At 61.8% G+C, this 25,525-nt stretch carries 22 protein-coding genes; 8 read left to right on the forward strand and 14 right to left on the reverse strand.

The features are described from left to right. Positions 1-183: 183 nt before the first annotated feature. The gene (locus AC244_RS23420) at positions 184-1,050 is read right to left on the reverse strand and encodes a LysR family transcriptional regulator (protein ID WP_053251232.1); all 867 of its coding nucleotides are present in this window, start codon (positions 1,048-1,050) and stop codon (positions 184-186) included. A gap of 91 nt (positions 1,051-1,141) precedes the next feature. Here AC244_RS23420 and AC244_RS23425 point away from each other — a divergent pair, with 91 nt between their 5' ends. Then, positions 1,142-1,945 carry an isocitrate lyase/PEP mutase family protein gene (locus tag AC244_RS23425; protein WP_053251328.1) on the forward strand — a complete coding sequence of 268 codons (804 nt, stop codon included), beginning with the start codon at positions 1,142-1,144 and terminating at the stop codon, positions 1,943-1,945. Between the two features lie 32 nt (positions 1,946-1,977). On the opposite strand, the gene AC244_RS23430 is transcribed toward AC244_RS23425, so the two are convergent. The 5 genes from AC244_RS23430 to AC244_RS23450 all read right to left on the reverse strand — a co-directional run bounded on the left by AC244_RS23430 (position 1,978) and on the right by AC244_RS23450 (position 7,738). After that, positions 1,978-3,861: a bifunctional sugar phosphate isomerase/epimerase/4-hydroxyphenylpyruvate dioxygenase family protein gene (locus tag AC244_RS23430; RefSeq protein ID WP_053251233.1), complete on the reverse strand. Its 1,884-nt coding sequence runs from the start codon at positions 3,859-3,861 to the stop codon at positions 1,978-1,980. A 17-nt stretch (positions 3,862-3,878) separates the two neighbouring features. Further along, complete coding sequence (locus tag AC244_RS23435; RefSeq protein ID WP_053251329.1) at positions 3,879-4,739, reverse strand: shikimate dehydrogenase; 861 nt, start codon at positions 4,737-4,739, stop codon at positions 3,879-3,881. Between the two features lie 62 nt (positions 4,740-4,801). Further along, complete coding sequence (locus tag AC244_RS23440) at positions 4,802-5,818, reverse strand: TRAP transporter substrate-binding protein (protein WP_053251234.1); 1,017 nt, start codon at positions 5,816-5,818, stop codon at positions 4,802-4,804. A gap of 65 nt (positions 5,819-5,883) precedes the next feature. Further along, complete coding sequence (locus AC244_RS23445) at positions 5,884-7,164, reverse strand: TRAP transporter large permease (protein WP_053251235.1); 1,281 nt, start codon at positions 7,162-7,164, stop codon at positions 5,884-5,886. 10 nt (positions 7,165-7,174) lie between these two features. Beyond that, positions 7,175-7,738, reverse strand: coding sequence for a TRAP transporter small permease (locus AC244_RS23450; protein WP_053251236.1), 564 nt, complete (start codon positions 7,736-7,738; stop codon positions 7,175-7,177). Positions 7,739-8,017: 279 nt separating this feature from the next. Here AC244_RS23450 and AC244_RS23455 point away from each other — a divergent pair, with 279 nt between their 5' ends. Next, positions 8,018-8,656 carry a TetR/AcrR family transcriptional regulator gene (locus AC244_RS23455; RefSeq protein WP_053251237.1) on the forward strand — a complete coding sequence of 213 codons (639 nt, stop codon included), beginning with the start codon at positions 8,018-8,020 and terminating at the stop codon, positions 8,654-8,656. Positions 8,657-8,677: 21 nt separating this feature from the next. Here AC244_RS23455 and AC244_RS23460 read toward each other — a convergent pair whose 3' ends face one another. Next, on the reverse strand, positions 8,678-9,169 hold the full coding sequence (locus tag AC244_RS23460) for an Lrp/AsnC family transcriptional regulator (RefSeq protein WP_053251238.1): 492 nt from the start codon (positions 9,167-9,169) through the stop codon (positions 8,678-8,680). 123 nt (positions 9,170-9,292) lie between these two features. Here AC244_RS23460 and AC244_RS23465 point away from each other — a divergent pair, with 123 nt between their 5' ends. Then, positions 9,293-11,692, forward strand: coding sequence for a transketolase-like TK C-terminal-containing protein (locus AC244_RS23465; RefSeq protein ID WP_053251239.1), 2,400 nt, complete (start codon positions 9,293-9,295; stop codon positions 11,690-11,692). Between the two features lie 126 nt (positions 11,693-11,818). Here the strand turns inward: AC244_RS23465 and AC244_RS23470 are convergent, their stop codons facing one another. From AC244_RS23470 to AC244_RS23500, 7 genes are all read right to left on the reverse strand, one after another. Next, positions 11,819-13,780 carry a glycosyltransferase family 2 protein gene (locus tag AC244_RS23470; RefSeq protein ID WP_053251240.1) on the reverse strand — a complete coding sequence of 654 codons (1,962 nt, stop codon included), beginning with the start codon at positions 13,778-13,780 and terminating at the stop codon, positions 11,819-11,821. Positions 13,781-13,788: 8 nt separating this feature from the next. Then, positions 13,789-14,919: a hypothetical protein gene (locus AC244_RS23475; RefSeq protein WP_234717011.1), complete on the reverse strand. Its 1,131-nt coding sequence runs from the start codon at positions 14,917-14,919 to the stop codon at positions 13,789-13,791. A 135-nt stretch (positions 14,920-15,054) separates the two neighbouring features. Next, a complete protein-coding gene (locus AC244_RS23480) occupies positions 15,055-16,392 on the reverse strand; it encodes an HlyD family efflux transporter periplasmic adaptor subunit (protein WP_053251242.1) in 1,338 nt (445 codons plus the stop codon). A 362-nt stretch (positions 16,393-16,754) separates the two neighbouring features. Then, the gene (locus AC244_RS23485; RefSeq protein WP_053251243.1) at positions 16,755-17,879 is read right to left on the reverse strand and encodes a P1 family peptidase; all 1,125 of its coding nucleotides are present in this window, start codon (positions 17,877-17,879) and stop codon (positions 16,755-16,757) included. 2 nt (positions 17,880-17,881) lie between these two features. Next, positions 17,882-18,712: an ABC transporter permease gene (locus tag AC244_RS23490; protein WP_053251244.1), complete on the reverse strand. Its 831-nt coding sequence runs from the start codon at positions 18,710-18,712 to the stop codon at positions 17,882-17,884. A gap of 9 nt (positions 18,713-18,721) precedes the next feature. After that, positions 18,722-19,621: an ABC transporter permease gene (locus AC244_RS23495; RefSeq protein WP_053251245.1), complete on the reverse strand. Its 900-nt coding sequence runs from the start codon at positions 19,619-19,621 to the stop codon at positions 18,722-18,724. Between the two features lies 1 nt (position 19,622). Then, complete coding sequence (locus AC244_RS23500; RefSeq protein WP_053251246.1) at positions 19,623-20,714, reverse strand: ABC transporter ATP-binding protein; 1,092 nt, start codon at positions 20,712-20,714, stop codon at positions 19,623-19,625. 166 nt (positions 20,715-20,880) lie between these two features. On the opposite strand from AC244_RS23500, the gene AC244_RS23505 reads away from it, so the two are divergent. The 5 genes from AC244_RS23505 to AC244_RS23520 all read left to right on the forward strand — a co-directional run bounded on the left by AC244_RS23505 (position 20,881) and on the right by AC244_RS23520 (position 25,522). Continuing rightward, positions 20,881-21,960 carry a spermidine/putrescine ABC transporter substrate-binding protein gene (locus AC244_RS23505; protein ID WP_082367074.1) on the forward strand — a complete coding sequence of 360 codons (1,080 nt, stop codon included), beginning with the start codon at positions 20,881-20,883 and terminating at the stop codon, positions 21,958-21,960. A gap of 166 nt (positions 21,961-22,126) precedes the next feature. Then, positions 22,127-22,981 (forward strand): MurR/RpiR family transcriptional regulator, encoded by an 855-nt coding sequence (locus tag AC244_RS23510; RefSeq protein ID WP_053251247.1) that lies wholly within the window; start codon positions 22,127-22,129, stop codon positions 22,979-22,981. A gap of 145 nt (positions 22,982-23,126) precedes the next feature. Further along, positions 23,127-23,504 (forward strand): hypothetical protein, encoded by a 378-nt coding sequence (locus AC244_RS36665; RefSeq protein WP_152976072.1) that lies wholly within the window; start codon positions 23,127-23,129, stop codon positions 23,502-23,504. Positions 23,505-23,538: 34 nt separating this feature from the next. Next, the gene (locus AC244_RS23515; protein ID WP_082367075.1) at positions 23,539-24,375 is read left to right on the forward strand and encodes a MurR/RpiR family transcriptional regulator; all 837 of its coding nucleotides are present in this window, start codon (positions 23,539-23,541) and stop codon (positions 24,373-24,375) included. Between the two features lie 28 nt (positions 24,376-24,403). Then, positions 24,404-25,522 carry an ABC transporter substrate-binding protein gene (locus AC244_RS23520; RefSeq protein WP_053251332.1) on the forward strand — a complete coding sequence of 373 codons (1,119 nt, stop codon included), beginning with the start codon at positions 24,404-24,406 and terminating at the stop codon, positions 25,520-25,522. Positions 25,523-25,525 lie beyond the last annotated feature (3 nt).

The raw sequence follows: 25,525 nt of genomic DNA on the forward strand, positions 1-25,525 counted from the left end.
ACTCCAAACTGTCTAAAACCTGCCTGTTGACGACAACACCAGCCAAAGCAATCGCCTGCGTTCTCCAAGGCAACGCGGCCCGTACGCCGTCTATCTCGCAAATACCCAGTCCGACAGGCTGCTAGGTCGTCCCTGTCGCCAGGTGGTCTACCAAGGTCGATCCTGTTTCGGTACTCCATCGCGTCACAAATCGACAAATGCTTTGGCGGCGGGACCGATCGGGCGCGAAGGGAAAACACAATAGACACCCGTTTCTTTCCCGGTCCACCGAGGCAGGATCTGGACGAGTTTGCCCAGGCGCATGGACTCGGCCATCGTCACGGCGGAGTGAAACGCTATGCCCTGACCATCGATCGCCAGTTGATGGACGGCGTCTCCGTTGTCCGCGCGCATCCTGCCCTGGGGACGGAACGCGTGCTCCCCCTCCGGTCCAAACAACCTCCAAAGCTCGCCGTCATGGTTGGCCGTCGATACGACGCACTCATGTTGTTTAAGCGCCTCGATACCGGCCGGCGCACCATGCTTCTCCAGATAGTGTGGCGCCGCCACAAGGATCCTGCGGTCGCTCGGGAGTTTGCGCGCGATCAAGGTCGAGTCTTGGAGGTTGCCGATGCGGATCGCCACCGCCACGCCTTCGGCGACGATATCGACATATCGATCCGTCATCAGGAGGTCGAGCTGAAGGCGAGGATATGCGGCCAGGAAGGCGGCTAGATGCGGCACGACGTGATATCGTCCGAAATACACCGATACGCTGAGCTTGAGTGTTCCGCTCGGCAAGTCCCGTTCATTGCGCGCCCGCTGGTGTGCTTGGCGCAATTGCTCCAGAGCCGAGGCGCTGTCGCTGAAGTAGCGTTGTCCCGCATCCGTCAGTGACATTGCCCTCGTCGTCCGGTTGATCAACAGGACACCAATCTGTCTTTCCAGCGTCTTGACCAACCGGCTGACGGACGATGGCGTCATTTTGAGTTCCTGGGCCGCCTTGGCAAAACTGTGGTGTCTGACCACAGCAACGAAGGCCTGCACCAGGTGAAGGGCGGGTTCCTCCATTGTGTCTCTCCAGGAATGATTGCCGAAAATTTTTAGCTATTATCTTCAGAGATCGCAATTGCGAGAGATGGGCTTTCCAATGGAGGCCATCTTGTCCAGCAACAGCAAAGCCGAAATCTTCAGCGCTCTTCATCGTCAGCCGGAACCGTTGCGGTTGCCCAACGCCTGGGATGCCGGCAGCGCCCTTCTGATCGAGCGGCTCGGCGCTCGCGCGATCGCGACGACAAGCGCAGGTGTCGCGTGGTCGCACGGCTATCGCGATGGCGATGCCCTTCCGCTGGATCGTCATCTCTCAACGATCGCGGCGATCGCCAGGGTCATCACGGTGCCGTTGAGCGTCGATATCGAAGCCGGTTACACGGAAGAAAGCGACAGAATTGCCGAAACGGCGGCCCGGTTTATCGGGGCCGGCGCGGTCGGGTTCAATATTCAGGATGGCGGCGCTTCGCCGCACGTCCTCTGCCGGAAGATTGAGCAGGTCCGGGAGGCCGCAGAGCGACTTGGTGTCGGGCTTTATGTCAATGCGCGCACTGACGTTTATGCGCGAAACCTTGTCCCTGAAGACTTACGCGTGAACGAGGTCCTGACACGCGCAAGGCAATATCAGGAGGCAGGTGCCAACGGCTTGTTCGTGCTCGGCGCTACCAACCGAGACGACATTGCGCAGATTGCAGCCGGCACCGAGCTGTTGCTGAATGTCGTAGCCTGGCCCGGTCTGCCGCCAGCGAGCGAACTCGCCACGCTCGGCGTTCGTCGGGTCAGCGTCGGCTCATGGATCTCCCAAACGCTTTGGGAACACGCATCCGCATTGGCAGCTAACTTCCTCGCCGATGGTCGATCCGAACCGCTCTTTGAATTCGCCACGCCCTATTCAGAGGTCAATGCCTGCTTTTGATCGTGGCTGCCTGGCAGGCGTGCCGCTGATGCTCACGCGCGGGGCATGCCGGCCGGTTCCAGAGACTTGCGAAGCGCGGCGATCCGGAAGATCGCGTTTGCCGCGCCATAGCCGCGATATCCGCGCCGCTCGACGATCTCGAAAAAGAAGCCGCCAGAGAAGGTTGGACTGTAGAGCTGGAAATACTCGCCGTGCTCGTCCTTGTCATAGAGGATGTTCTTCGCTTTCAGCTGTTCGGTGAAATGCGGATCGAGGCCGAAGCGAGCTTCCAGATCGTCGTAGTAATTGGGTGAGATCGCCAGCGAGACAAAGCCGCCCGCCGCAAGCGCGTCTGCAGTCCTGAAGATATCGTCCGTCTTGAAGGCAAGATGCTGGATGCCGGAGCCGAAGGTCTCGGCGATGAAACGCCCGGCAAGCGTGTTGCGGTTCTCGGCGCCGTTCATCGTGATGCGCAGGGATCCGGAAGCGTTTTCCACCACCTGGCTGCGCACGATGCCCGAGGGGTCGATGATGTCGACCAGCGGGGTCTTATGGGCTTCCAGCAATGAGGTGTAGAACAGCAGCCACGTCAGAAGTTCGTCGTAGGGCATCGTCTGGGCGATGTGGTCGATCGATGACAGTCCGGCCGACGTCGCCGGGTCGTCCACAGAGTCGAACTCCACATTCCATATGGTCCCAAGGTCGCTGTTGCGATCGAGGAAGTAGACGATGCCGCCGCCGACGCCGTGGACCGCAGGCATTTCGATTTCGCCCTCGTCCACCGGCTGCGCGAATGTCTCCGCGCCGCGTGCCAGCGCCCGCCGGTGCGCGGCCCGGGCATCGTCGACCAGAAGGCCCATCGCATAGGCCGAGGTGCCGTGCACGAGGTAGGAGGAGTTGGCAAAGCCGCGGCTTTCCGTGTTGACCACCAGCCTGATATCGCCCTGTTGGAAAACGGTGACGCTTTTCGTTTTGTGCCGCGCGGCCATGCGGAAGCCGAGCGTGCGGATCAGCGCCTCGAGCTGCGGTGCTTCGTCGGTGTCAATGGTGAATTCGATAAAGGCGATGCCTTCGACGGCTGATCGAGCCGGCATTTCGGGAACGGGCAGGGCGATTTCCGGCCCAGCCCGCCGCACCTGATCGCCGAGATAGAGCAGCGAGCGCTGGCCGTCGACGGAGATCGCCGTCACCGAGCCGCCGCGAAACTGGTCGTTGAAGATTTCGAGCGACAGATAGTCGTCATAGCCGGTGGCTGCCACGGCCTTCATAAACTCGAGGACGGGCAGGTCGCCTTCGCCCGGCATGTTGCGGAAATGCCGGCTCCAATAAAGCAGATCCATGTCGATCAGCGGTGCGTCCGCCAGTTGGATGATGAAGATCTTCTCCTTCGGTATGGAGCGGATGGAGTTGACGTCGATCTTGCGCGCGAGCGTGTGAAAGCTATCGAGAATGAGGCCGACATTGGCATGGTCGGCGCGGCGTACCACCTCCCAGGCGTCGCGGTGATCGTTGATGTGACGTCCCCAGGCGAGCGCTTCGTATCCGACGCGCAAGGCCCGTCTGGCCGCCCGTTCGCCAAGCTCGCGAAAATCAGCGGCGGCCCGATCGAGACCGCCGATTGCGGCGGGAGAGACGTTGGAGCAGACGAGCACCAGATCGGTCCCCATCTCCTGCATCAGGTCGAACTTGCGTTCCGCCCGATCGAATGTCCGGCTTCTGAGCGGCTCCGGCATGCCCTCGAAATCGCGGAATGGCTGGAAGAGTGAAATCTCCAGTCCATAGTCGCGCACCATCTGGCCGACCTGGCGCGGGCTTTCGTCGAAAACGAGAAAATCGTTCTCGAAGATCTCAACGCCGTCGAAGCCGGCTTTTGCTATGGCCGCCAGCTTGCTGCGCAGGTCACCGCTCAGCGAGACGGTTGCGATCGAGGTCTTCATCCGGGGTTCCTCCGTTGTCAGGCGGTCAGCGCCTTGAAGTGGCGGAGCATGCGCGCCGCATCCGGTTCTCGGCCGGTAAACAGGCGAAATGCGCCGACGGCCTGAAACACCGCCATGCCGCCGCCGTCGAGCGTGTTGCAGCCGCGCCGTCTGGCTTCGGCCAAAAGTTCGGTCTCCAGCGGGAAATAGACGACTTCGGCCACCCAGTGGCGCGGTGCGAGCAACGCGGCCGGAAGCGGCATTCCGGGGTATTTCGCCATGCCGGTCGGCGTTGCGTGGATGAGGCCGTCCGCCGATTTCATCGCCGATGGAAGGTCGGTGCCGGCAACAATGCTCGCCCGCGGAAACAGCGCCGACATGCTGGATGCCAGGGCTTCCGCGCGCTCCCTTTCCCGGTCGAAAACCGTGAGTGAGGTTAGCCCCATCGAAAGGATCGCATAGGCCGTCGCAACGCCGGCGCCGCCAGCGCCGAGCTGCACCGCGTTCGACAGCGCCACATCGGGCAGGCCGCGGCGAAAGCTTTCGGCAAATCCCCACCAGTCGGTGTTGTGGCCGATGCGGCGCCCTGCCTTAAGCACCACCGTGTTGACTGCGCCGAGATCCCGGGCTTCATCCGACAACTCGTCGAGGAACGGGATGACCAGTTGCTTGCACGGATGCGTGACGTTCAATCCGCAAAGGCCCCGCTGTTCGGCCTCCCGCAGCAACTGCGGCAGGTCGTCCGGGCTGGCACCGCGCTGGCTCAGGTCGATCAGCTCGTATTCATAGGCCAGGCCCTGTGCCGCACCTTCGCGCATGTGCATGGCCGGTGTCAGCGAGGCTTGAATGCCGGCGCCGATCAATCCGGCTTTCAACGGCTTGAGAAGGGTCTCGGTCATCTCGACGGCTTTCATCATTGGGGTGGTTGCCGGCCCGCAGCCATTGCGAGCCGGCGGCAGGCTTACTGGCCGCGAAGCGTTTGAAGCTCCTTGAAGAGTGCTGCGACGGTATCGGCACCGATTTCGACGCTGAACTTCTCGATCATCGGCTTGACGGCATCGCGCAGCTTCTGCGTTTCCTCCGGCGACAGTTCGTTGACTTCCATGCCGGTCGCCTTGATGTCGGCGATCGCCTTGGCGTCGAACTCGCGCGAGGCCTGGCGCTGATAGTCGCGGGCTTCGGTGGCCGAGGCCTGCAGCACCGCCTTCTCTTCATCGTTGAGGCCGTCCCAGAACTTCTTGCTGACGAGCACGATCTGCGGGTTGTACTGATGACGGGTCACCGTCATGTACTTCTGCACCTCATAGAACTTGGCGTTGAGAATGTTGGCCGCCGGGTTTTCCTGGCCGTCGACCGTGCCGGTTTCGAGCGCGGTATAGAGCTCGGTATAGGGCAGCGGCACCGCATTGGCGCCGAGATTGTTGAACAGCTCGATCGGGATCGGCGACTGGATCGTGCGGATCTTCAGGCCCTTGATGTCCTCGAGCTTGGTGACCGGGTGGCGGTTGTTCGTGAGATTGCGGAAACCCAGCTCCCAATAGCCGAGCCCAACGAGCCCGGTGTCGGGCAACAGGTTGGCAAGGCTGGTGCCGAAGGCGCCGTCCATCACCTGGTCGGCTTCTTCGCCATTGTTGAAAAGGAAGGGCAGGTCGACGGCGCCAAATTGCTTGACGTTGCCGGCGAGAATGCCGGCGTTCAAGACCGTCATTTCGATCACGCCGCCCTGCAGCGCCGATACGGTCTGCACGTCGCCGCCGAGCACGCCGCCCGGAAACAGCTTGACCTCGATCTTGCCGCCACTCTTCTCCTTCACCAGCTCGGCGAATTTCTCCATGCCCATGACCTGGGGATGGCCCTTGTTGTTGGCGGCGGCGAACTTGAGCTGCTGTTCGCGGATCTCGGCGAGCGCCGGGCTTGCCGCCATCAGCGCCACAGGCACGGCAAGCCCGAGCGCCATTTTCATCAGTCTGTTGAACATGTTTTCCTCCCAGAATTGGCCGGGTTCTCCCGCCGGCCGGTTAAACTTTGCAGGCGTTGCCGGGCCTATCGCCCGAACCAGGAGACCGGCACGGTCACCAGTTGCGGGAACAGCACGAGCAGGAACAGGACGATCAGTTCGGCGATCAGGAACGGCATGACGCCCTTCATGAGGTCTTCCATCGTCAATTTAGAAACGCCGCAGATGACGTTGAGCACCGTGCCGACCGGTGGGGTGATCAGGCCGATCGAGTTGTTGATGATGAACAGCACGCCGAAATAGACCGGGTCGATGCCCGCCTGCTTGATGATCGGCATCAGCACCGGCGTCATGATCAGAATGGTCGGCGTCATGTCCATGGCGGTGCCGACGACGACGACGAGCGCCATGATCGCCAGCAGCAAGAGCGTCTGGTTGTCCATCAGCGGCTCGACGAGGGCGGCGAGGTCGCCGGGCACGTCGGCCACCGTGATCAGCCAGGCCGACACGGCCGAGCAGGCGACGAGGAACATGACGATCGACGTGATCTTCGCCGCGGCCACGAAGACCTGGAACAGCTTGGCCGGTGGCAGCTCGCGATAGATCACCATCGACACGAACAGCGAATAGACGGCCGCCACCACGCCGGCTTCCGTCGGGGTGAACACGCCGAACTTCAACCCGACGATGATGATGACCGGTAGGAACAGCGCCCAAAGGCTGTCGATGAAGGTCTTCATCCTGACGGCGCCGCTCTGGCGCGGCGGCAGTTGATGCTGCTCCTTCCTCGAGACGGTCATCCAGGTGATGCAGAGCGCGGCGGCGATCATCAGGCCGGGAAAAATCCCGGCGAGGAACAGCTTGGTGATCGAGACGCCACCGACGACGCCATAGAGGATGAAGCCGATCGATGGCGGAATGATCGGACCGATGACCGAGGCGGAGGCGAGTAACCCGCCGGCGCGCGCCGGGTCGTGGCCGGACTTCAGCATCATCGGCAGCAGAAGGGCGCCGAGCGCTGCCGCGTCGGCTACGGCCGAGCCTGAGAGGCTCGCCAGGACGCAGGCGGCGAAAATGGCGACGAAACCGAGCCCGCCGCGGATATGGCCGACCATAGCCATCGCCAGGTCGACGATGCGCCGCGACAGGCCGCCGGTGTTCATCACTTCGCCGGCGAGCATGAAGAACGGAACCGCCATAAGCGGGAAGCTGTCGGCGCCGTTCAGTACGTTCTGGGCAACGATCTGGGCGTCGTAGAGGCCGAGATACATCATCAGCGCGACGCCGGTGATGATCAGCGCGAAGGCAATCGGCACGCCAAGCGCCATCGGACCAAGCAGGGCGCCGAGGAAAATTGTAACGGTCATCGTCGTCTCCTCAGGGCTTTACGGTCGGATGGGCGAGCGAAGGTGCGGGATGGTCGTCGAGGACGGCCTGATCCTCGCTATCGCGTACGAACTCGGTCGTCGTCACATCGATGCGGCCGGTGAGAACGCCAAACGCGTCCCACAGGATGATCAGAAAGGCGGGAATGCCGAAGGCGAGGCCGGCGCCGTAGAAAAAGCCCATGGAAATGCCGGTTGCGGGTGCTGCGACATGCAGGTTGATCACCGTTTGCGTCCAGCTGCCGCTGATCATCAACCACGTTGCGCCCAGCATCAGTGTTTGACCGCTCAGGATGGCGACTTTTGCGCCGAGCGGCGGCAATCGGCGCAGCAGCGAGTCGACACCGAGATGCGCATGTTCCCGCATGGCGATGACCGCGCCGAGAAAGGTCAGCCAGATGAAGAAGATGCGCGACAGTTCTTCGGAATAGGTGATGCCGGCATTGAAGGCATAGCGCAGCACGACATTGCCGAAGACCAGCACGACCATGCCCGCAAGCAGAAGCGCGATGGCGACCTTCAGCATCAGGAAGCAGAATTCGATTATCCTGTTCATTTCGCTCCTCCCAGGCGATCAACCGCGTCTTGCGGTCTTTGACGTCCGTCTTCGATCAGGACGTCGCTGCTCGCAAGGCTGGCATGCCGACCTCTCCTCCAAGCGACCGGAATGCCGTTTCAAAATGTACTAACTAGTTCGAATGTCAAGCGGCATGTCTTGAAAGAAGCGAGCAAGCCCAATAAGACTTGGGGCAGGTCGCGGAGTGGAGCCGCGGCCGAAGCGCGACGGCTGCGGCCGTTTCGCATTGAAAATCAAGGGCGGAGGAAGCGACGGGGCATGGCGGCGCGAGCAGAGAACGGACGCAAGAACGATCCACAGCGCACGAAGGAGGACATCCTCATCGTCGCGACGGACGAGTTCGCGACCCATGGTCTCGCCGGGGCCCGTGTCGACGCGATCGCCGAAAAGACCAGAACCTCCAAGCGGATGATCTACTATTATTTCGAGAGCAAGGAGGGGCTCTATCTCTCCGTACTCGAACGGTCGTACCGCAAAATCCGGACGCTCGAGGCCGATCTGCAGCTGTCGAGCCTCGCGCCCGAAGAGGCGCTGCGCACCCTGATCTCAACGACCTTCGACCACGATCAGGCCAACCCGGAATTTGTGCGCCTGGTCAGCATCGAAAACATCCATCACGCCGCCCACATGATGCGCTCGGAGGCAATCCGCGATCTCAATGTCTCGGTCATCGAAACCATCGCCGGCATTCTGGAGCGCGGCGTCGCCGAGGGCGTGTTCCAACGCAGGGCCGATCCGATCGACGTGCACATGCTGATCAGCGCGTTCTGCTTCTTTCGTGTCTCGAACCGCTATACGTTCGGCACGATCTTTCGGCGCGACCTTTCGGAGCCGGAGACGATGCAACGGCACAAGGGGCTCATCGCTGATGCTGTGCTCAGCTACCTCAAGAGTTAGGAGCAGCCTGGCCGGGAGCGCTCAAGCGTGGCGCAAATGCTCGGTCGGCAGCGCGGTCGTATATTTGATCTGGCTGAGTGCGAAGCTCGAGCGGATGCTGGAGACGCCGGGGATCGTCGTCAGGAAGTCGACGACGAGCGCCTGATATTTCATCAGGTCCTCAACAACGACGCGCAGCATGTAGTCCGATTCTCCCGTCATCAGGTAACATTCGACGATCTCCGGTTTCGTCTTGATGGCGGCGCTGAAAACATCGAGCGAGGCGCGGTCCTGCTGCTTGAGCGACACGTGTACGAACACGTTGACGGCGAGGCCAAGGGCGAAGGCATCGACGAGTGCGACCGAGCCCTTGATGACCCCACTCTCCTTGAGTTCGTTGACGCGTCGCCAGCAGGGAGAGGCTGAAAGCCCGGTTGCATCGGCAAGCTCCGCTGTGCTGATTTCGGCGTTCTGCTGCAGAAGGTCGAGGATGCGGATCGTCGCGGCGTCAAAGCTCGGCTGTTTCTTCGGCATGAAATTTCCCAAAATGGCGTCTCGGCGGTCAGTATTGCCGGTAATGGCAAAATTTCCAATAAAGATAGATCGGATATTTCGTGCCGCCGGGTGTAGCGTTTCCTCGTTCTGGGAGGAGCCGACATGGAAGAGCAGATTCTTTCGACCGCTACGCTGAAATGCCTGAAGGATCTGGAGAGACAGGTTCTCTGGCATGCATGCTGGATGATCCACAACGCCAACCACATCCGGGAAAAAGGCGAGGTGAAAGTCGGCGGGCATCAGGCGTCCTCTGCCTCGATCACGTCAATCATGACGGCGCTGTACTTCCACATCCTTCGGCCGGAGGATCGGGTGGCCGTGAAGCCACATGCCGCACCGGTCTTCCATGCCATCCAATACCTGATGGGCAATCAGACGCGCGAGAAGCTTCAGAATTTCCGCGGTTTCGGTGGCGCGCAATCCTACCCGAGCCGCACCAAGGATATCGACGACGTCGATTTTTCGACCGGCTCCGTCGGTCTGGGCGTCGGCATCACCGCCTTCGCCTCGATTATTCAGGACTACATCGCGTCGAAGCCTTGGGCGCAAAAGCGCAGCGACGGGCGCATGATCGCGCTCGTCGGTGATGCGGAGCTCGACGAAGGCAATATCTACGAGTGCCTGCAGGAGGGCTGGAAACACGATCTGCGCAACACCTGGTGGGTGATCGACTACAACCGTCAGAGCCTCGACGGTGTCGTTCGCGAAGGCCTGTGGCAGCGGATCGAGGCCATCTTCACCGCTTTCGGCTGGGACGTGAAGGTCGTCAAATATGGTGCCTTGCAGGAAGCGGCATTCAAGGAGCCGGGCGGCGAGACGCTGCGCGCCTGGATCGACCGCTGCCCGAACCAGCTCTATTCGGCCCTGACCTTCCAGGGCGGCAGTGCCTGGCGCAAGCGGCTGCAGGACGAGATCGGCGACCAGGGCAATGTCAGCAAGCTGCTCGCATCGCGCAGCGACGACGAACTGTCCGAACTGATGAGCAATCTCGGTGGCCACTGCATCCAGACGCTTGCCGAGACCTTTGCCAGCGTCGACCATGATCGCCCGACGGTCTTTCTCGCCTATACGATCAAGGGCTGGGGAACGCCGCTTGCCGGCCATAAGGACAACCATGCCGGCCTGATGACCAAGGCGCAGATGCAGGATTTCCAGCAGCAGGTTGGGGTTCGGGCCGGAGAGGAGTGGGAGGAGTTTGCGGCGGTACCCGATGCCAACGCCGCGAAGACCTTCCTGAAGAGCGTGCCGTTCTTTGCCAAGGGCACCCGGCGATACAAGTCTGAACCGGTGCAATCTGCTGGGCCGGTTCTCCTCGATGATCGTGAGCTTTCAACCCAGGCGGGCTTCGGCAAGATCCTCGATGCCCTGGCTCAGCGCGACGATGCGCTTGCCGCGCGCATCGTGACAATGGCGCCTGACGTGACCGTCTCGACGAATCTCGGCCCCTGGGTCAACAGGCGCGGCCTTTTCGCCCGCGACATTGAGGCCGATACGTTTCGCGACGAGAAAGTTCCCTCGGCGCAGAAGTGGGCCTTCGGTCCCGGTGGTCAGCATATCGAGCTCGGGATTGCCGAGATGAACCTCTTCCTGCTTCTGGGCGCAGCCGGTCTTTCCCATTCAGTGTTCGGCGAACGCCTGCTGCCGATCGGGACTGTCTACGATCCGTTCGTGGCGCGCGGACTCGATGCCTTGAATTATGCCTGCTATCAGGATGCGCGGTTCATGATCGTCGGCACCCCGTCGGGTGTCACATTGGCGCCGGAAGGCGGTGCCCACCAGTCGATCGGATCGCAGCTGATCGGCATGAGTCAGGACGGCCTTGCCAGTTTCGAGCCCGCCTATCTCGACGAACTCTCGGTGATCATGGATTGGTCCTTCGACTATATGCAGCGCGACGGCGATGCCGTTCACGACGAACGGACGTGGCTGCGCGATACGACCGGGGGCTCCGTCTATCTCCGGTTGACGACCCGCCCGCTGGAACAGATGCAGCGCCGCGAGGATGCCGCCTTCCGCCAGGGGGTGATCGACGGCGCCTACTGGCTGCGCGAGCCGCGACCGAACACCCAGCTGGTGCTGGCCTATCAGGGTTGCGTCGCGCCTGAAGTGTTGGTGGCGGCCGGGCGGCTTGCGGAGCGTCATCGCGATGTCGCGGTGCTGGCGGTGACGTCTGCCGACCGGCTCAATGCCGGGTGGACTGCGGCCCAGCGGGCCCGCCGTCACGGCCATCACGGCGCCGAAAGCCACATCGAAGCGCTGCTGGCGCCGCTGTCCAATGGTTGCGAGATCATTACCGTGACGGATGGTCATCCCGCCACCCTCGGCTGGTTCGGATCGGTGCATGGCCACCGGACGGTCTCACTCGGCGTCGAGCATTTCGGGCAGACGGGCACGATCGCCGACCTCTACGCGCATTTCGGCATCGATACCGACTCCATCCTCGATGCGGCCGAGTCGATCGCTCTTGGCCGCAATCGCCGTGCGTTCCGGCAGGCAGGATAGAGGGCGAGTGCGGGATGCCGGTGCTGTGGTGAGAGCGCCTCGCCATGCCAAGGCTTCCTCATCCTGCACTATCGGCCGGTTCTGGGGTGAGAGACGTTGCAGCCGTCTCATGGTTGCCGACAAGGTTCAGCCGATGAAGGCGCGTCGCAACAGGCCGGTCATCGACGCGCGCAGGCTGCCTCGGTTGGCAACTTGGGCGCGGGAGACGCCGAACAACAGGCGCAGGATGCCGTTGCGCTGTTCGAGTGTTGGCAGGATCGTCAATCCGTCGCCGGCTTCATGGATTTCCGCAACGCGGATCCAGCCGACCTGAGGCAGATAGACCGCTGCATCATTTGTCCTCGCCAGCTCGAGACCAGGTATGCGCACACGGTCCGCCGACAGGCCGCGTATGGCGACGTCGACAGTCTGCCCCGCCTGTCTGTATTGGCCGTCCAGTGACACGTCGATAACCTCTTCCTGCCCGTATCGCGGCAGCTCGATGCAGACGAGCAGGCTGACGAAGGCGATGGTCATCGAAACGAGCGACCAGACCAGATTGAGGATTTCGCGCTCGGAAAAATCCGTGGGCGCGCTCCAGGCGAGCACCGTCTGCAGGACTGAGAGACAGGAGAGCACCGTCACCAGCCCGAAGAAGAAGGCCGTCGGCATGTGTACGCGCATGCGCGCACGGTCGCCGCCTTTCTCCGTGACCTTGAACGGCCGGCCGAACGGACGACGGATCGCCTGCAGCAGGGTGAGCGTGACCGGCAGCGCCGTCAGCGCATGGGTCACCTCGGTAAACAGCGGCAACGTGCGCTTTCCCGAGACCCAGGATGCGTAGATCCAGAACACCAATAGCGACGAGATGCCGTACTTCATGAACAGAAGCTCGTCGGCCTGAAGCGCTGAGATACCGAAGAGCCAGTAAATCGACGGTGCGAAAAGCAGGCAGAGAATGAAGGGTTTCGACAGCCAGCAGAGCAAGCCGTGCAGATAGTGAAAGCGCTGCCGCAGGGTGAAACGTCCCCGCCACAGGGGGCCATCCTTCAGAAGGCCGATCTGGATCGTGCCGAGGCACCAACGGGTTCGTTGGGTAATGTATTCGGGAATGCCCTCGGCGGAAAGGCCGACGCTGAGCTTTTCGTTCAACCATCTCGTGATGTAGCCGCGCTCCATCAGACGATAGGTAAGCAGCATGTCCTCCGACAGGGCATCGTGCGGGAAGCCGCCGATTTCGTTGACGAGCGCCCTGCGCACCACGAAGCTTGTTCCCACGCAAAAGGCGCATTCGACCGCATCCTTGGCCGGTTGGAACGTGTCGAAGAAAACCCGCTGATCGTCGACGAAGCTCGACGCGATGTGCAGGTTGTGTTGGATCGGGTCGGCGTTGAAGTAGAATTGCGGCGTCTGGACGACGCCGATGCGCTGGTTTCGGAACAGGCCGACGACGCGCTTGAGAAAGCTGGCCTGAGGGGCGAAGTCCGCGTCGAGGACCATGATCAGTTCGGATGGTCGCGCCGTGTTCGTCGCCTGCAGCGCGTTGTTCAGATTGCCGGCCTTGGCATGCCGGTTGTCCGATCGCGTGATGTAATTGACGCCGATGGTTTCGCAGTATTCCCGGACTTCGGGGCGGCGGGTGTCGTCGCAGACGTAGACCTTGAAATCGGGATAATTCATTGCCTTAGCGCAGACGGCCGATTTTTCCAGAATATGGATCGGCTCGTTGTAGGTGCAGATGAAGACCGCAACCGATGGGTAACGGCCGATTGCGGCAAGTTCGCTCTCTGCGGCGTCCGCCTCGGCCGTCCAGTCCGTGGTGCGGCAAAGGATGAGGACGGAGGCGACCGCGTAGACGATCGATACCGCCTCGAACGAAAAGTAAACATAGGGCCAGAGACTTTCCGCCGTTGGCTCCAGATCGGGCAGGGTGTCGAGCAGCCGCCAGCATAGATAGAGCGTCAGCGAGGCTGCCGTCACAATGCTGAAGGCGACCCTTTCCAGCCGGTTGCGCGGATCCCCCAGGGCGGCAAGCGCCAGGAACGCAAGCGCGACACCGAGATCAAACAGAAGCACGCTCGTGAGGTCGGAATCGAAATGGAAGAACATGGCAGCGCTCAGTTGGGTTGGAAGGGATTGAAGCCCGTCGCCGCGAGAACGGCCCAGGCAGTGGCGCCCAAATGCGGCCGCCGGTAATAGCGAAATTCCCCCCCGACACCCGCGGCGTCGATCGCAAGGCCGGTTGATATGTCCTTCTCGCGCGTGGCCAACAGCCAACCCGACGCCGCGTCGCGATTGTCCAGTGCGCTTGCTATCAGGCTTTCGGCACGCGCGTCGTCGCCTTCCAGGCGAAACATCAATGCGGCCTGCGCTGTCCCCTCCACCCACATTCCGTCGCGATCATCATTGAAGTCATAACCACCGGGGACTGCGAGCTTGCTATCGATGCGTGCAGTTGTACCATTCCACTCCGCAGGCCGTTCATCTGCAGGCACGGCCATCAGCGGCCAGATCTGCGCGTCGAGAACGGTGATGCCGGTGCGCACCGGTTCCCCGCTGGGATCGGTGCCGATCAGGAAGCCTTGCGTCTCGTCAAACATGCTGTCGAGGAAAAGCATCGTGGAGCGGGCAAGGGGATCCCAATGCGGGTCCGCTGTTTGGGATTTGAGCCAGCGGGCGACCGCGAGCGCATCGATATTGTGTTCGGTCGATTTCCAGGGGATGGGTTTTGATACCGGGTCGAAGCCGAAATATCCACCGGTCAGGCCGACGCTGTCTTCACGAAATCCGCTCTTCAGCCATGTGCCGAGATCGACGGCACCCTTGAGATAGGCGGGCTCCTGCGTGCGCGTATGAAGCTGGAGCAGGGCAAGTGCCGCCCAGGCGACATTCCCAAGGGCGGTGCTGACCTGATATTCGTCTTCGGCCCAATGGCCGCCATCGGCGTCCCACCAACCGGGAAGGGCGGCCGGCTCGGCGATTGCACCGGCCCGGTAGGCGTTGCGCAGGCGGCCATCGCGAAACTGCCGATCCGTCTTCGATGCGGCCAGCAATGCGTCGCCGATCGATCTGGCTGCAGCAATCCTGCCGCAGGCAAGGAAAGCCATGGCTGCAAGCGCATTGTCATAGGTGAACGCCGCCGTGGTCAGCGGCTGCGGCAAGGCCGTTTCGTCCGACCCCGGCCGATAACTTGGGATGAAACCGGCGGTCGGAGGCTGCCCGACCGTGTCGCGTTGAACGGCTGCCATGGCATCGCAAAGCTCTTGCGCCTCGCCGTCAATGGCTGCGGCGGGTGAGGCGAAAGAAGCGAGGCACGCGAGCGCCATGGCCCGTGACGCCAGGATAAGGGGTGAGCGAGACACCAGCGAAAACCTCACAAAGGGTCAGAGCGCTTTCTCGTTGATGCGAACGCTGTCGGGCTTCATCGCCACTGCCAACGTGGTGGCGGCGGCCAGGCGGGCACTGCGGGGCGAAACACGCGTGATCTTCGCCTGCTCGCCTGGGTCCGCGGCGGGAGCGCCCGTAAGCGCCGCCAGTTGCTGCCGGAGCTGGCCGGCATAGCCGGCGAGCGCGCTCGACGTGTTGTCGAACTGTCGGCGGGTCCAGACGACCCAGGTTTTCGGCATGCTGACGGTAACCCAAGTGCCGACGCTGCAGAATTTGTCGACGGCCCCATTGTCCGAACGCGCTGTATCGGGCGCTATGAACGCGTAGAGTTCGCGCCGTTCCGTCGGCGGGAATGGCACGGCGTAGTCGAGATCGACCCGTTCCGTCGTCTTTGGCACCAGCCGCTCGACGCGGCCAGGAACCGGACCGTCCCAGCCGTCGGCCACCACCGTCACGCTCGACCCTAAAGACAGGCTTTGCGCCTGCCGCTCGGAGAAGATGGCAACGACGAAGGCGTCGGCACAGTTGACGGATTCCGCCAGCGTATCGCCGCCGCTCACCTGTTTGCCCACCTGTGCCACGGTCTTGAAGAGCTTGGCCTGCCCGGAGATCGCCACATCGGCGCGAACGAGCTTGGCGATGCGTTCTTCTTCTACTTTCGCTAGAGCCTTCAACTGATCGATGCGGACCTTGATGGTCGCAGCCTGGATGCCGATCTGAGTGCGGTCGGCCCTCACATTGCGGATTTCGCGCTGCAGATCCTGCAGAGACTGTTGTTCGCCGCCGACGAAGATGCCCGAGCGGGCGTTGCCGAGATCCGCACTCAACATCTCGACCCTCAATCTGGCCGCCACGATCTTCGTGTCCTGAAGTTTCAGCGTATTGGCAAGCTCATCCTTGTTGCCGGCGAGAACGCCCTTTTTCACGAGGCCGAGCTTGCGTTCCGCGGCTTTCTTTTCGTTTGCGGACGACAGGCTGACGATTTCGAGGTGGGCCTCTGCATTGCGCAGCTCGTTGTCGGACTTGATGACGATCGCCGCCTGCTGCCGGCTCAAGTCCTGCTCCAGATCGGCGATGCGGCGGAAATAGTCCTCAAGAATGGATTGCTTGAGCGCCAGATCGTTCTGCAGCGAGGTCAGCTCGATCGTCAGTCCAATCAAGGTCGAGCGGTCGACGCGGTCGTTTTCGATCGTCGCAAGCCGGCCGTCGCCGTCTGCACCACCATTGACCTCGACCACGCGCCCGCCGATCGGCGAGGTGATCGAAACGACCGGGGCATTGGTGACGGCGCGCGTTGTCGATGACGAGAAGACCGGCGGCGCAATCGTTGTCATGAATGTCGATCCGACAACGCCGAGCACGCCTAAAGATAAAATTCTTACGGATTTAGTATGAGCTGCAGAAATGTCTTTGTTAGTATTGGAAGCCATAGCTTTAATCTCCAAAGGTGATTTTTATGCTACGCGTCCTCCCATAGTTTTTAAGGGTTACATGCAGTTTGTATCCCGTCAAGACGAAATATTAGCGAATTGTTGATCATTATATACGCATTCGCTGCGCCGTTTAACGGCATCTGATCTTGCGTTGATCAGTTGCACAAGAAATAGGCGACACACAAATCGGCCATTCGCGTTGCCGCAAATGACAAGGAGCGCCAGTTGCGCTCCCACTTCAAGTCGGTCCTGAGCGGCCGGCGTCAGCGCCTGTATCGGCGCATGACCTCAACAAGCGGACCATGCTTGATGGCTTCGATCTTGAAGCGGTCATGGGCGGTGCCGCCAGAATCTTCGGCCGCAAGCATGGCGTTGACCACCGCCTCTTCGACGCTGTCGACCGCTGCCAGATAGACCGGGTCGAGCAATTCGTCATTGACGATCTCAAGCGCGAGGCGCGGCGGGGCGCGATGTGCCATCGGCTGCGGGTTGGCGGTGGAGAAGGCCAGGAAGATGTCGCCGGAGTTGTTGCCGCCGGGCGTGCCGTTGCGGCCGATGCCGATCGCGGCTCGACGGGCGAGGCGTTGCAGCTGATGCGGGGCCATGGGCAGATCGGTGGCGATCACGACGATGATAGAGCCGCGCTCCTGCATCTGGCTCTGTGGCGTGCCGTCGCGCATGTGTTCGCCAACGGGGACGCCGCAAATCGTCAGCCAGTCCCGCTGGCCGTGATTTGCCTGCACGAGCGTGCCGATCGTGTAGTCCCTCCCGCCGAACGCGACGATCCGCGAGGCGGTGCCGGTGCCGCCCTTGAAGCCATAGGCGATCATGCCGGTGCCGCCGCCGCAATTGCCTTCCTGGACAGGTCCGCCAACGGCGGCATCGAGCGCTGCGCGGACCTCCGCTTCACCGATCGGCTGGCCGTTGATGTCGTTCAATACGCCGTCATAGGTTTCGGCGACCACCGGCATGATCCAGAGAAAATCGTCGCTGTCATAGGTGGAGGCATAGCGCTCCAGCATCCACTTGATCGTGGCGTGATGGGTCATGCCGACCGCATGGGTATTGGTGATCATCACGGGCCCGAGGAAGAAGCCGCCATCCTCGATCCAGTGGGTTCCGGTCATCTCGCCATTGCCGTTGAAGCGATGCACGCCCGCATAGACCGGAACGGGCACGGCTGAGCCCGCATGCGGCAGGATGGCGGTGACCCCAGTTCTGACCGGGCGCTTGCGGCCAGGGCGCGGCACGTCTTCAGAGATCGTGTGGAAGCCGACGGCGACCCCCTCGATATCGGTGATGGCGTTGAAGGGGCCGGTGCGGCCCTTGAACGGCAGGCCGAGGTCCCGGGCGCGTGCTTGAGGGGCGGGTTTGCGTTTGTTGTCCATGATCATTTCTGCCGGAAGCGGAGGTAGAGGCCAAGGGAGGCGACGACGAAGGAGAAAGTCAGCATCATCACGGCGATCGCATTGATCTCCGGCTTGATGCCGCGCCGAAGCATGGCGAAGATGAACATCGGCAGCGTCGTCACGTCGACGCCGGCGATGAAGTAGGTGATCACCAGATCGTCCATCGAGATGATAAAGGCGAGCAGCGCGCCGCCGACGATGCCGGGCAGAAGCTGCGGCAGCACCACGCGCCGAAAGGTCGTCCATTCGTCGGCGCCAAGGTCGGCCGAAGCGTTTTCGAGCGTACGGTCCATGCCGGCCAGCCGCGCCGAGACGACGATGAAGACATAGGAAATCAGGAAGGTGCATTGCCCGATGATGATCGTCGTCAGGCCGAGGCTGATGCCCGAATTGACGAAGAAGATCAGCAGCGCGATGCCGAGCACGATGTCGGGCATCAACATCGGCATGAACATGATCACCCGGTAGAAGCGCTGGCCGAGAAAATTGAAGCGATAGAGGCCGATCGCGATCGCCGTGCCGAAGACGGTGGCGATCAGTGTCGTGGAGGTGGCGATGACGAGGCTGTTCCACACGGCCTGGATGAGTTGGCCGGTCGATTCGATATAGAGCGCGTTTTCGGAAACCGTCGTCTTGAAGCCGAGGACCTGAGCGTACCATTCGGTGGTGAATCCGGTCCAGGTCATCATGTTGACCGGGTTCGAATTGAATGAATAGACGGCGATCACCACCAGCGGGATGTAGATGAAGGCGAAGAAGAGGGCGGTGTAGGCCAGGAGGCTGCCGCGGAAGAGGGAGCGAGCGATCTTCATTGGGCGACCTCAGCGATTAAGCGTGGCGTCGGCGCCGCGGCGGCCCGATGCGAGCACATAGACGAGCAGCAGCACCAGCATCACGCTCATGACCATCATCGCCAGCGCAGAGCCGAACGGCCAGTTGCGGGCGGCCAGGAACTGCTGCTCGATGAGATTGCCGAGCATCATCACCTTGGCGCCGCCGAGAATGGCCGGAACGACGAAGTTGCCGAGTGCCGGAATGAAAACGATGATCGCGCCGCCAACAATGCCGGGGGCTGTCAGCGGCAGGATGATGCGCCAGAAGGTGCGGATCGGCCCGGCGCCGAGATCGAGCGAGGCGCGCACCAGCGTCCAGTCCAGCTTCTCGACGCTGGCATAGACCGGCATGAACATGAACGGAATGAAGACATAGACCATGCCGAGAATGATTGCGCCGTCCGTATAGATCAGGTCCAGCGGCCGGGCGATCAGTCCGCTCGACAGCAGCATCTCGTTGACGAGCCCGGTCTGGCGCAGGATCAGCACCCAGACGAACAGGCGAACGATCAGGCTGGTGAAGAAGGGCAGAGTGATCAGGAACAGGCAGAAGTTCTTCCAGCGCTCCGAAAGGCGGGCGATGCAGAAGGCTGCGGGATAGCAGACCAGCAGCGCGGCAAAAACGGTGAGTGCCGCGATTTTCACCGAGCGGATGAAGATGGCGATATAGACGGGATCGAAATCCTCGAACATCGGATCGGCAAAGCCGAGGATGCGGCCGAAGTTGTGGGGGTAGAAGGTCCACTCCACGCCGCCGTAGAGGCCGGGCGCCAGAAAGCTCGTGACCATCATGATGGCGAGCGGACCGAGGAAGAAGACGGCAAGGAACAGGGAAACGGGACCGAGCAGAACGGCGAGCTGGACACGGCGACGACTGGCGATCGACATGTCACGCCTCCGCGCATGGTTGAATGAGGTGAACGGCTGCCGGATCGTAGGCCAGCCTGGCGCGGCGCGTCCGCTCGATGTCGCCGATCAAGTTGCGTCGGCCGGCCGGGATCTCGGCGATAATCTTTCTCCCCGCCCGCGTGCGGCCGAAAAGCTCGAACGTCGAGCCGACGAACACGATCGCCTCGAGGTCGACGTCGAGCGTGGGAAACCGCTCATCTCCATCTTCGAGAAAGAACTGCTCGGGCCGGATCAGCGCCGTCGCTGCGCCCGACGCCGCTGATGGCGTCCGCCGATGGCGGATCTCCGTGCCGTCGCTCGTCATCAACCGGTCGCCATCGATCCGGCCGTCGAAGAGATTACTCGCACCGATGAAGGTTGCGACGAAGCTGTTGACCGGATGGTCGTAGATCGCCCGCGGCGTATCGAGCTGCTGGATGCGCCCACCGGAGAGAACCGCAACGCGATCCGACATGGTCAGCGCCTCCTGCTGGTCGTGCGTCACGAAGATGAAGGAGATGCCGAGCTCGTGCTGCAGCGTCTTCAGTTCGATCTGCATGGCCTGGCGCAGGTTCTTGTCGAGGGCTGAAAGCGGCTCGTCGAGCAAAAGCAGTTTCGGACGCGCGATGATGGCACGGGCAAGGGCTACCCGTTGCTGCTGGCCGCCGGAGAGCTGGCGCGGACGTCGGCCCTCCATGCCCTCGAGACCCACCATCTTCAGTGCCGCTGCCACCTGTTCGCGCCGCTTGGCCTTGGCGACGCCGGCGACCTCCAGCGCATAGGCGGTGTTTTCGCCGACGGTCATATGCGGAAAGAGCGCGTAGTTCTGAAACACGGTGTTGACGGGTCGGCGGTAGGGCGGCCTGTCGGTCATGTCCTCCCCGTCGATCAGGATACGCCCGCCGCCGAGTTCGACGAAGCCGCTGATCACCTGCAACAGCGTGGTCTTGCCGCAACCGGATGGCCCGAGAAGCGTCAGGAACTCGTTGCGCCGCACCTGAAGATCGATGGCGTCAAGCGCGGTCACGCTCCCGCCTTCCGGGGTGGCGAAGGTTTTGCTCGCCCCCTCCAGCCGGACAATGGAATCCTGCATCTGTCATTCCCCAAAATGTTATTTAAATAACGCTTGTGCGTTTTGGATATATGGATACCATTTGTTCATCGGTGTCAACGGCCGCAGAAGCCGGAGCCGGGCAAGGACCAGGGAACGGTCCGATCCAGGGGTGCCAAGCCCTATGAACCATCAGAGGAGACTATCTATGACAAAAGCAAGCCGCGTCGTCCGGGCAACCAGGGCCAAACTCTTCGGCTCCGCGCGGGCCGCTGCATTCACGCTGTCCGCACTGATCGCCACGACGGGTCTCGGCCATGCAGCCGAGCTCAACATCTACAACTGGGGCGAATACATCAACCCGGCGGTCCTGAAGAAGTTCGAGGAAGAGACGCAGATCAAGGTCAATCTTTCCACCTATTCCTCCAACGAGGAGATGTTGGCGAAGATCCAGGGCGGCGCGACCGGCTATGACGTCGTCTTTCCGTCGGTGCACATGCAGGACATCATGTCCAAGCTCGACCTGCTGGAGAAGACCGACATCAATGCCTATGAAGGTTTCAAGAACATCGACCCGGCGTTCCTGAGGGCAAAGAGCGACCCCAAGGGAGAGTATTGCCTGCCCTACGCCTTCGGAACGGTCGGCATCGTCTACAACCGCAGGGTCCTCGGCAAGGACGTCATCGGCTGGAAGGACCTGATCGCCACCGTCAAGGAGAAGGGTCTGAAATTCACCCTGCTCGACGACATGCGCGAGGTTCTGGCCGTCGGGCTGATCCTCAATGGCCACAAGGTCAACTCGACCGACCCCGCTGAGCTGCAGCAGGCCGCTGACACCATCATCGCGATGAAGCCGGACGTCGCGGCCTTCACCTACGATACCCGGCCGATGGTGCAGTCCGGAGACGTGGCGGCCGGGCATTTCTTCGTCGGCGCGATGGTCGACGTCTTCTCCAACCAGAAGGATCTCGGCTACGTGATCCCTGAGGAAGGCGCGACCATGTATCAGGAGGATATCTGCGTGCTGAAGACGGCGCCGAACAAGGAAAACGCCATCAAGTTCCTACAGTTCTACACCCGCCCTGAAGTGGCGGCGCTCAACGTCTCCCAGCAGACCAACGGCACCGCCAACGTGCCGGCGCGGCAATTGACCCCCGACCAGATCAAGAATAGCAAGGAGATCAATCCGACGCCCGAAACGATGCAACGGCTCCAGATCTTCGAGGACCTGGGCTCCGGCGTGCGCCAGCTCGATCGCGTCTGGACGAAGGTGAAGACGGCGCAGTAAAGGCGGTTCAGATCGGCAATTCCGCCCGCCTACTGCATAATTCCGTAAATCGGATCCGATTTACGGATAAAATTATGCAGCAAGTTAAAAGCGTTACAGCGTCCTTTGCGCGTCATATTTGACGCGCGGCGCTGTAAGCGGGCGGAAATACCTCCGGGGAGGGGACGTGGCACAACGAATCCTGAAGCTCGTGCAGAGCGAGGAACTCAGGCGGTCGAAATCCGACAAGCTCATCGCCCATTACATCGAGCGCAACCTAGCCGAGATCCCGTTCGAAACAGCGAAATCGATCGCGAGCCGTCTCGAGCTGTCGCCGATGACCGTCGGGCGCTACCTCCGGCGCATGGGTTTCGACGGGCTCGACCAACTGAAGCATGAGCTGCGGCGCGGCAATTCCAACCCTGCCTGGCAGGTGAAGGGACCGGTCGACCGGCTGCGCGAAGACATTCGCGAGGGCAAGCTGCTCGCCGGGCTGATCCAGGAGCAGATCAACAATCTCGGTATGGTCTACGAGCTGACGACCTCGCCGGAATGGCAGCAGGCGATCGACGCGCTGATTGGTGCCAGCGAGGTCTATGTCGCCGCCTATCAGAATGTGCGCGGCATTGCCCAGTATTTCGCAAGCCAGCTCTCCTACACCCGATCGCGGGTGCAGTTCGTCGATGGCCTGAACGGCACCTATTCGGAACTGCTCGATGGGTCGGTGGAAGGGCGCGTGCTCTTCCTGCACGATGTGCGGCGCTTTGCGGCGAAGGCAAAGCCGCTCGCCATGGAGGCGCGCCGAGCGGGCGTCAAGGTCATCCTCTACACCGACGAATATTGCCCCTGGGCAGCGGAAGTGTCGGACATCTGCCTCGTTGTCCCGGGTTCGCACGGCCCCCTATGGGACGGCGCGGCCACGACGATTGCGGTCATGGACCTGATGCTCAGCAATATCATCGTCGTTCTCGGCGACGAGGTCAGCGAACGCGTCGGTATGCTGACGCGGCTGCAGGACGTGTTCGGCGATTTCGAGGCTTGAGCGGTGCGAAGCGCTTTGTTGACGCCGCCCCCATCCGGCGGCGTCAGCGATGTCCAAGCCGCCTTTGCGAGAAGCTATCCCCGCTGACCGCCATTGCATCTTGAAGGCGGCCAGCTGGGAACATGTTCGCTAGGCAGACGTCTCGGTGCTGGCGGCCTTCACAAGTGCGCCGGATCTTGAACGGCCGTCCCGCGACGAGCGGCAGCACTGCCATTGCGATCGCGAGGACCCAGAGGATGATGGAGATCTTGCTCTAAAACAGGATGGCGATGTCGCCGCCGCCGAGCACCATCGCGGACGCTGTGGCAACGGCAATTCCCTTGCGGACCTTTGCAAAGATTTTTCGTTGTTATCTCCGGCACTGCCGGAAGCTGCAGTTCGGTGCCGCTTTTGGTCCGAAATCCGCCCGATATTTCCGGGAAACCCCCGAAAATCCTCTGTTTTTCAAGTGCCAGTCTTTGCATTGCAGGCCTTTGCAAAGATTCTTGCGAACGTTGCCTTGACTGCAAATTGGTTTGCTTGAACGATGTGTCATGCAAAGAAACCTGTAGAGCGCCATGACACTGATCGACCGCATAAAGGCACAATCCAAAAGGCTGACCGAGGCGGATCAGAAGCTGATCGCGACGATGCTCGAGAACCGGGCGGAGGCTGCCTTCCTGTCCGGCCCGCAGCTGTCGCAGCGCGCCAGCGTTCATGAGGCGACGGTCACCCGTCTGGCGCAGAAGCTGGGATACCGGGGCTTTCCCGATCTGCGCGCGCAGTTGCAGCGCGAGGTGCTGGACGATCAGGATGCCGCGACCCGCATGCGCCGCTCGGTCGCCAAGGTCGAGCACGGCGACTATCTGACCGACCTGATTGCCGCCGAAATTTCCGCTCTGGAGACGCTCGCCCGCTCGGTGCCGCAAAGCGATGTGGACAGGGCCGCAGACATCATCTTCGAGGGGCGCCGGGTGTTCGTGTTCGGCCAGGGACATGCGCAGTCCGTCGCCGGGTTTCTGCAGCGGCGGCTCGATCGGTTCGGCATGACGACGATCGCGCTGACCGGGCGCGGCCGGGACATCGCCGAGCGCATGGTCAGCATGGACAAGAGCGACATCATCATCGCTCTCGCCTTTCGCAAGCAGCCGCAAAGCTACGCGCCGCTGGTGCAGCATGCCCGGCGCGTCGGCGCGCGAACGATTTTGATTTCGGACCTTGCAGGACCGCTGATGGAGCCGGTTGCGGACCTGATGCTCGCAGCGCCGCGGGGGCGCTCGGGAAGCGAGTTTCAGACCCCGACCATCCCCTTTGCCATCGTCAACGGCATCGTTCTGACGATCGCCGGGCGGCATGAGCGCGAGGTGATCGGCAGGCTGGAGAAACTATCGGAGCTGTTCAACGACTTCGATTGACTGGGGAAAAATGGAGGAGGAAACCATGTTGAAGCGACTAATGAAGTCCGCACTCGCGGCCTGCGTCGTGTTGCCTACGGCAGCAATGGCGGCAGATCTGGATAGCATGACGCCCGAACAGCTGCTGCCGCTCGCGCAGAAGGAAGGCAGCGTTACCGTCTTTTCGTTGTCGAGCCGGATCGCCAAGATCGAGAAAGCTTTCGAGGAAGCCTATCCGGGCGTCGACCTGATCGGTCTCGACATGAGCTCGACAAAACAGATCGCCCGTCTGGAAGCCGAGCAGCAGGCGGGCGTACATGCCGTCGACGTGCTCTACATTGCCGACACGCCCGTGGTCTTCAGGAAACTTCTCGAAGCCAAGCGCATCGTCAATTATGTGCCGCCGCGCGTCGCGGCGCAGATCGACGATCGCTACAAGGGACCGCTGCTCACCCAGCGTCTCTCGACCAAGGTCCTGATGTACAACGAGAAGGCCTTTCCCGGCGGTTCACCCGTCACCAACCTGTGGCAGCTGACCCAGCCGGAGTGGCAGGGCAAGGTGCTGATGGTCGATCCGAGCCAGCGCGGCGAACTGCTCGACCTCCTGACCGAGATCGCCCTGCATCCGGATGAGATGGCCGCCGCCTACAAGGCGCAGTTCGGCAAGGACATCGTTGTCGATGCCGAACTTCAGGGGGCCGGCGAGCAGTTCATCAAGGACCTCTTTGCCAACGACCTGATCCTCGTTCCCAACAGCGACGTGCTCAACAAGTCCGTCGGCGACGCCAATGCCAAGAACCCGCCCGTCGGCTTCGGCACCTATTCGGACCGCCGTGACAACGGGAAGGAGGGCTGGGCGCTGCAGGTCGCCAACAATGTCGAGCCGGCCAACGGCATTCTGTTTCCCGCGGTGCTGACGATTGCCGACAAGGCGCCGCATCCGGCCGCCGCCAGATTGCTGATCGACTTCATGTTCGGCGACGACACGCCGACGGGAGGCGCCGGTTTCGAACCCTTCAACGTTCCTGGCGACTATGCCACGCGCACGACCATCGCCCACCATCCGGACTCGGTGAAACTTGATGAGCTGAAGGCCTGGACCATCGATCCGGCCAAGACCGCTGCTGCCCGTGGGCGCGTCTCCGATCTCATCATCACGCTCCAATAACGG

The organism is Ensifer adhaerens (assembly GCF_001270265.1).
GTDB lineage: Bacteria > Pseudomonadota > Alphaproteobacteria > Rhizobiales > Rhizobiaceae > Ensifer > Ensifer adhaerens_B.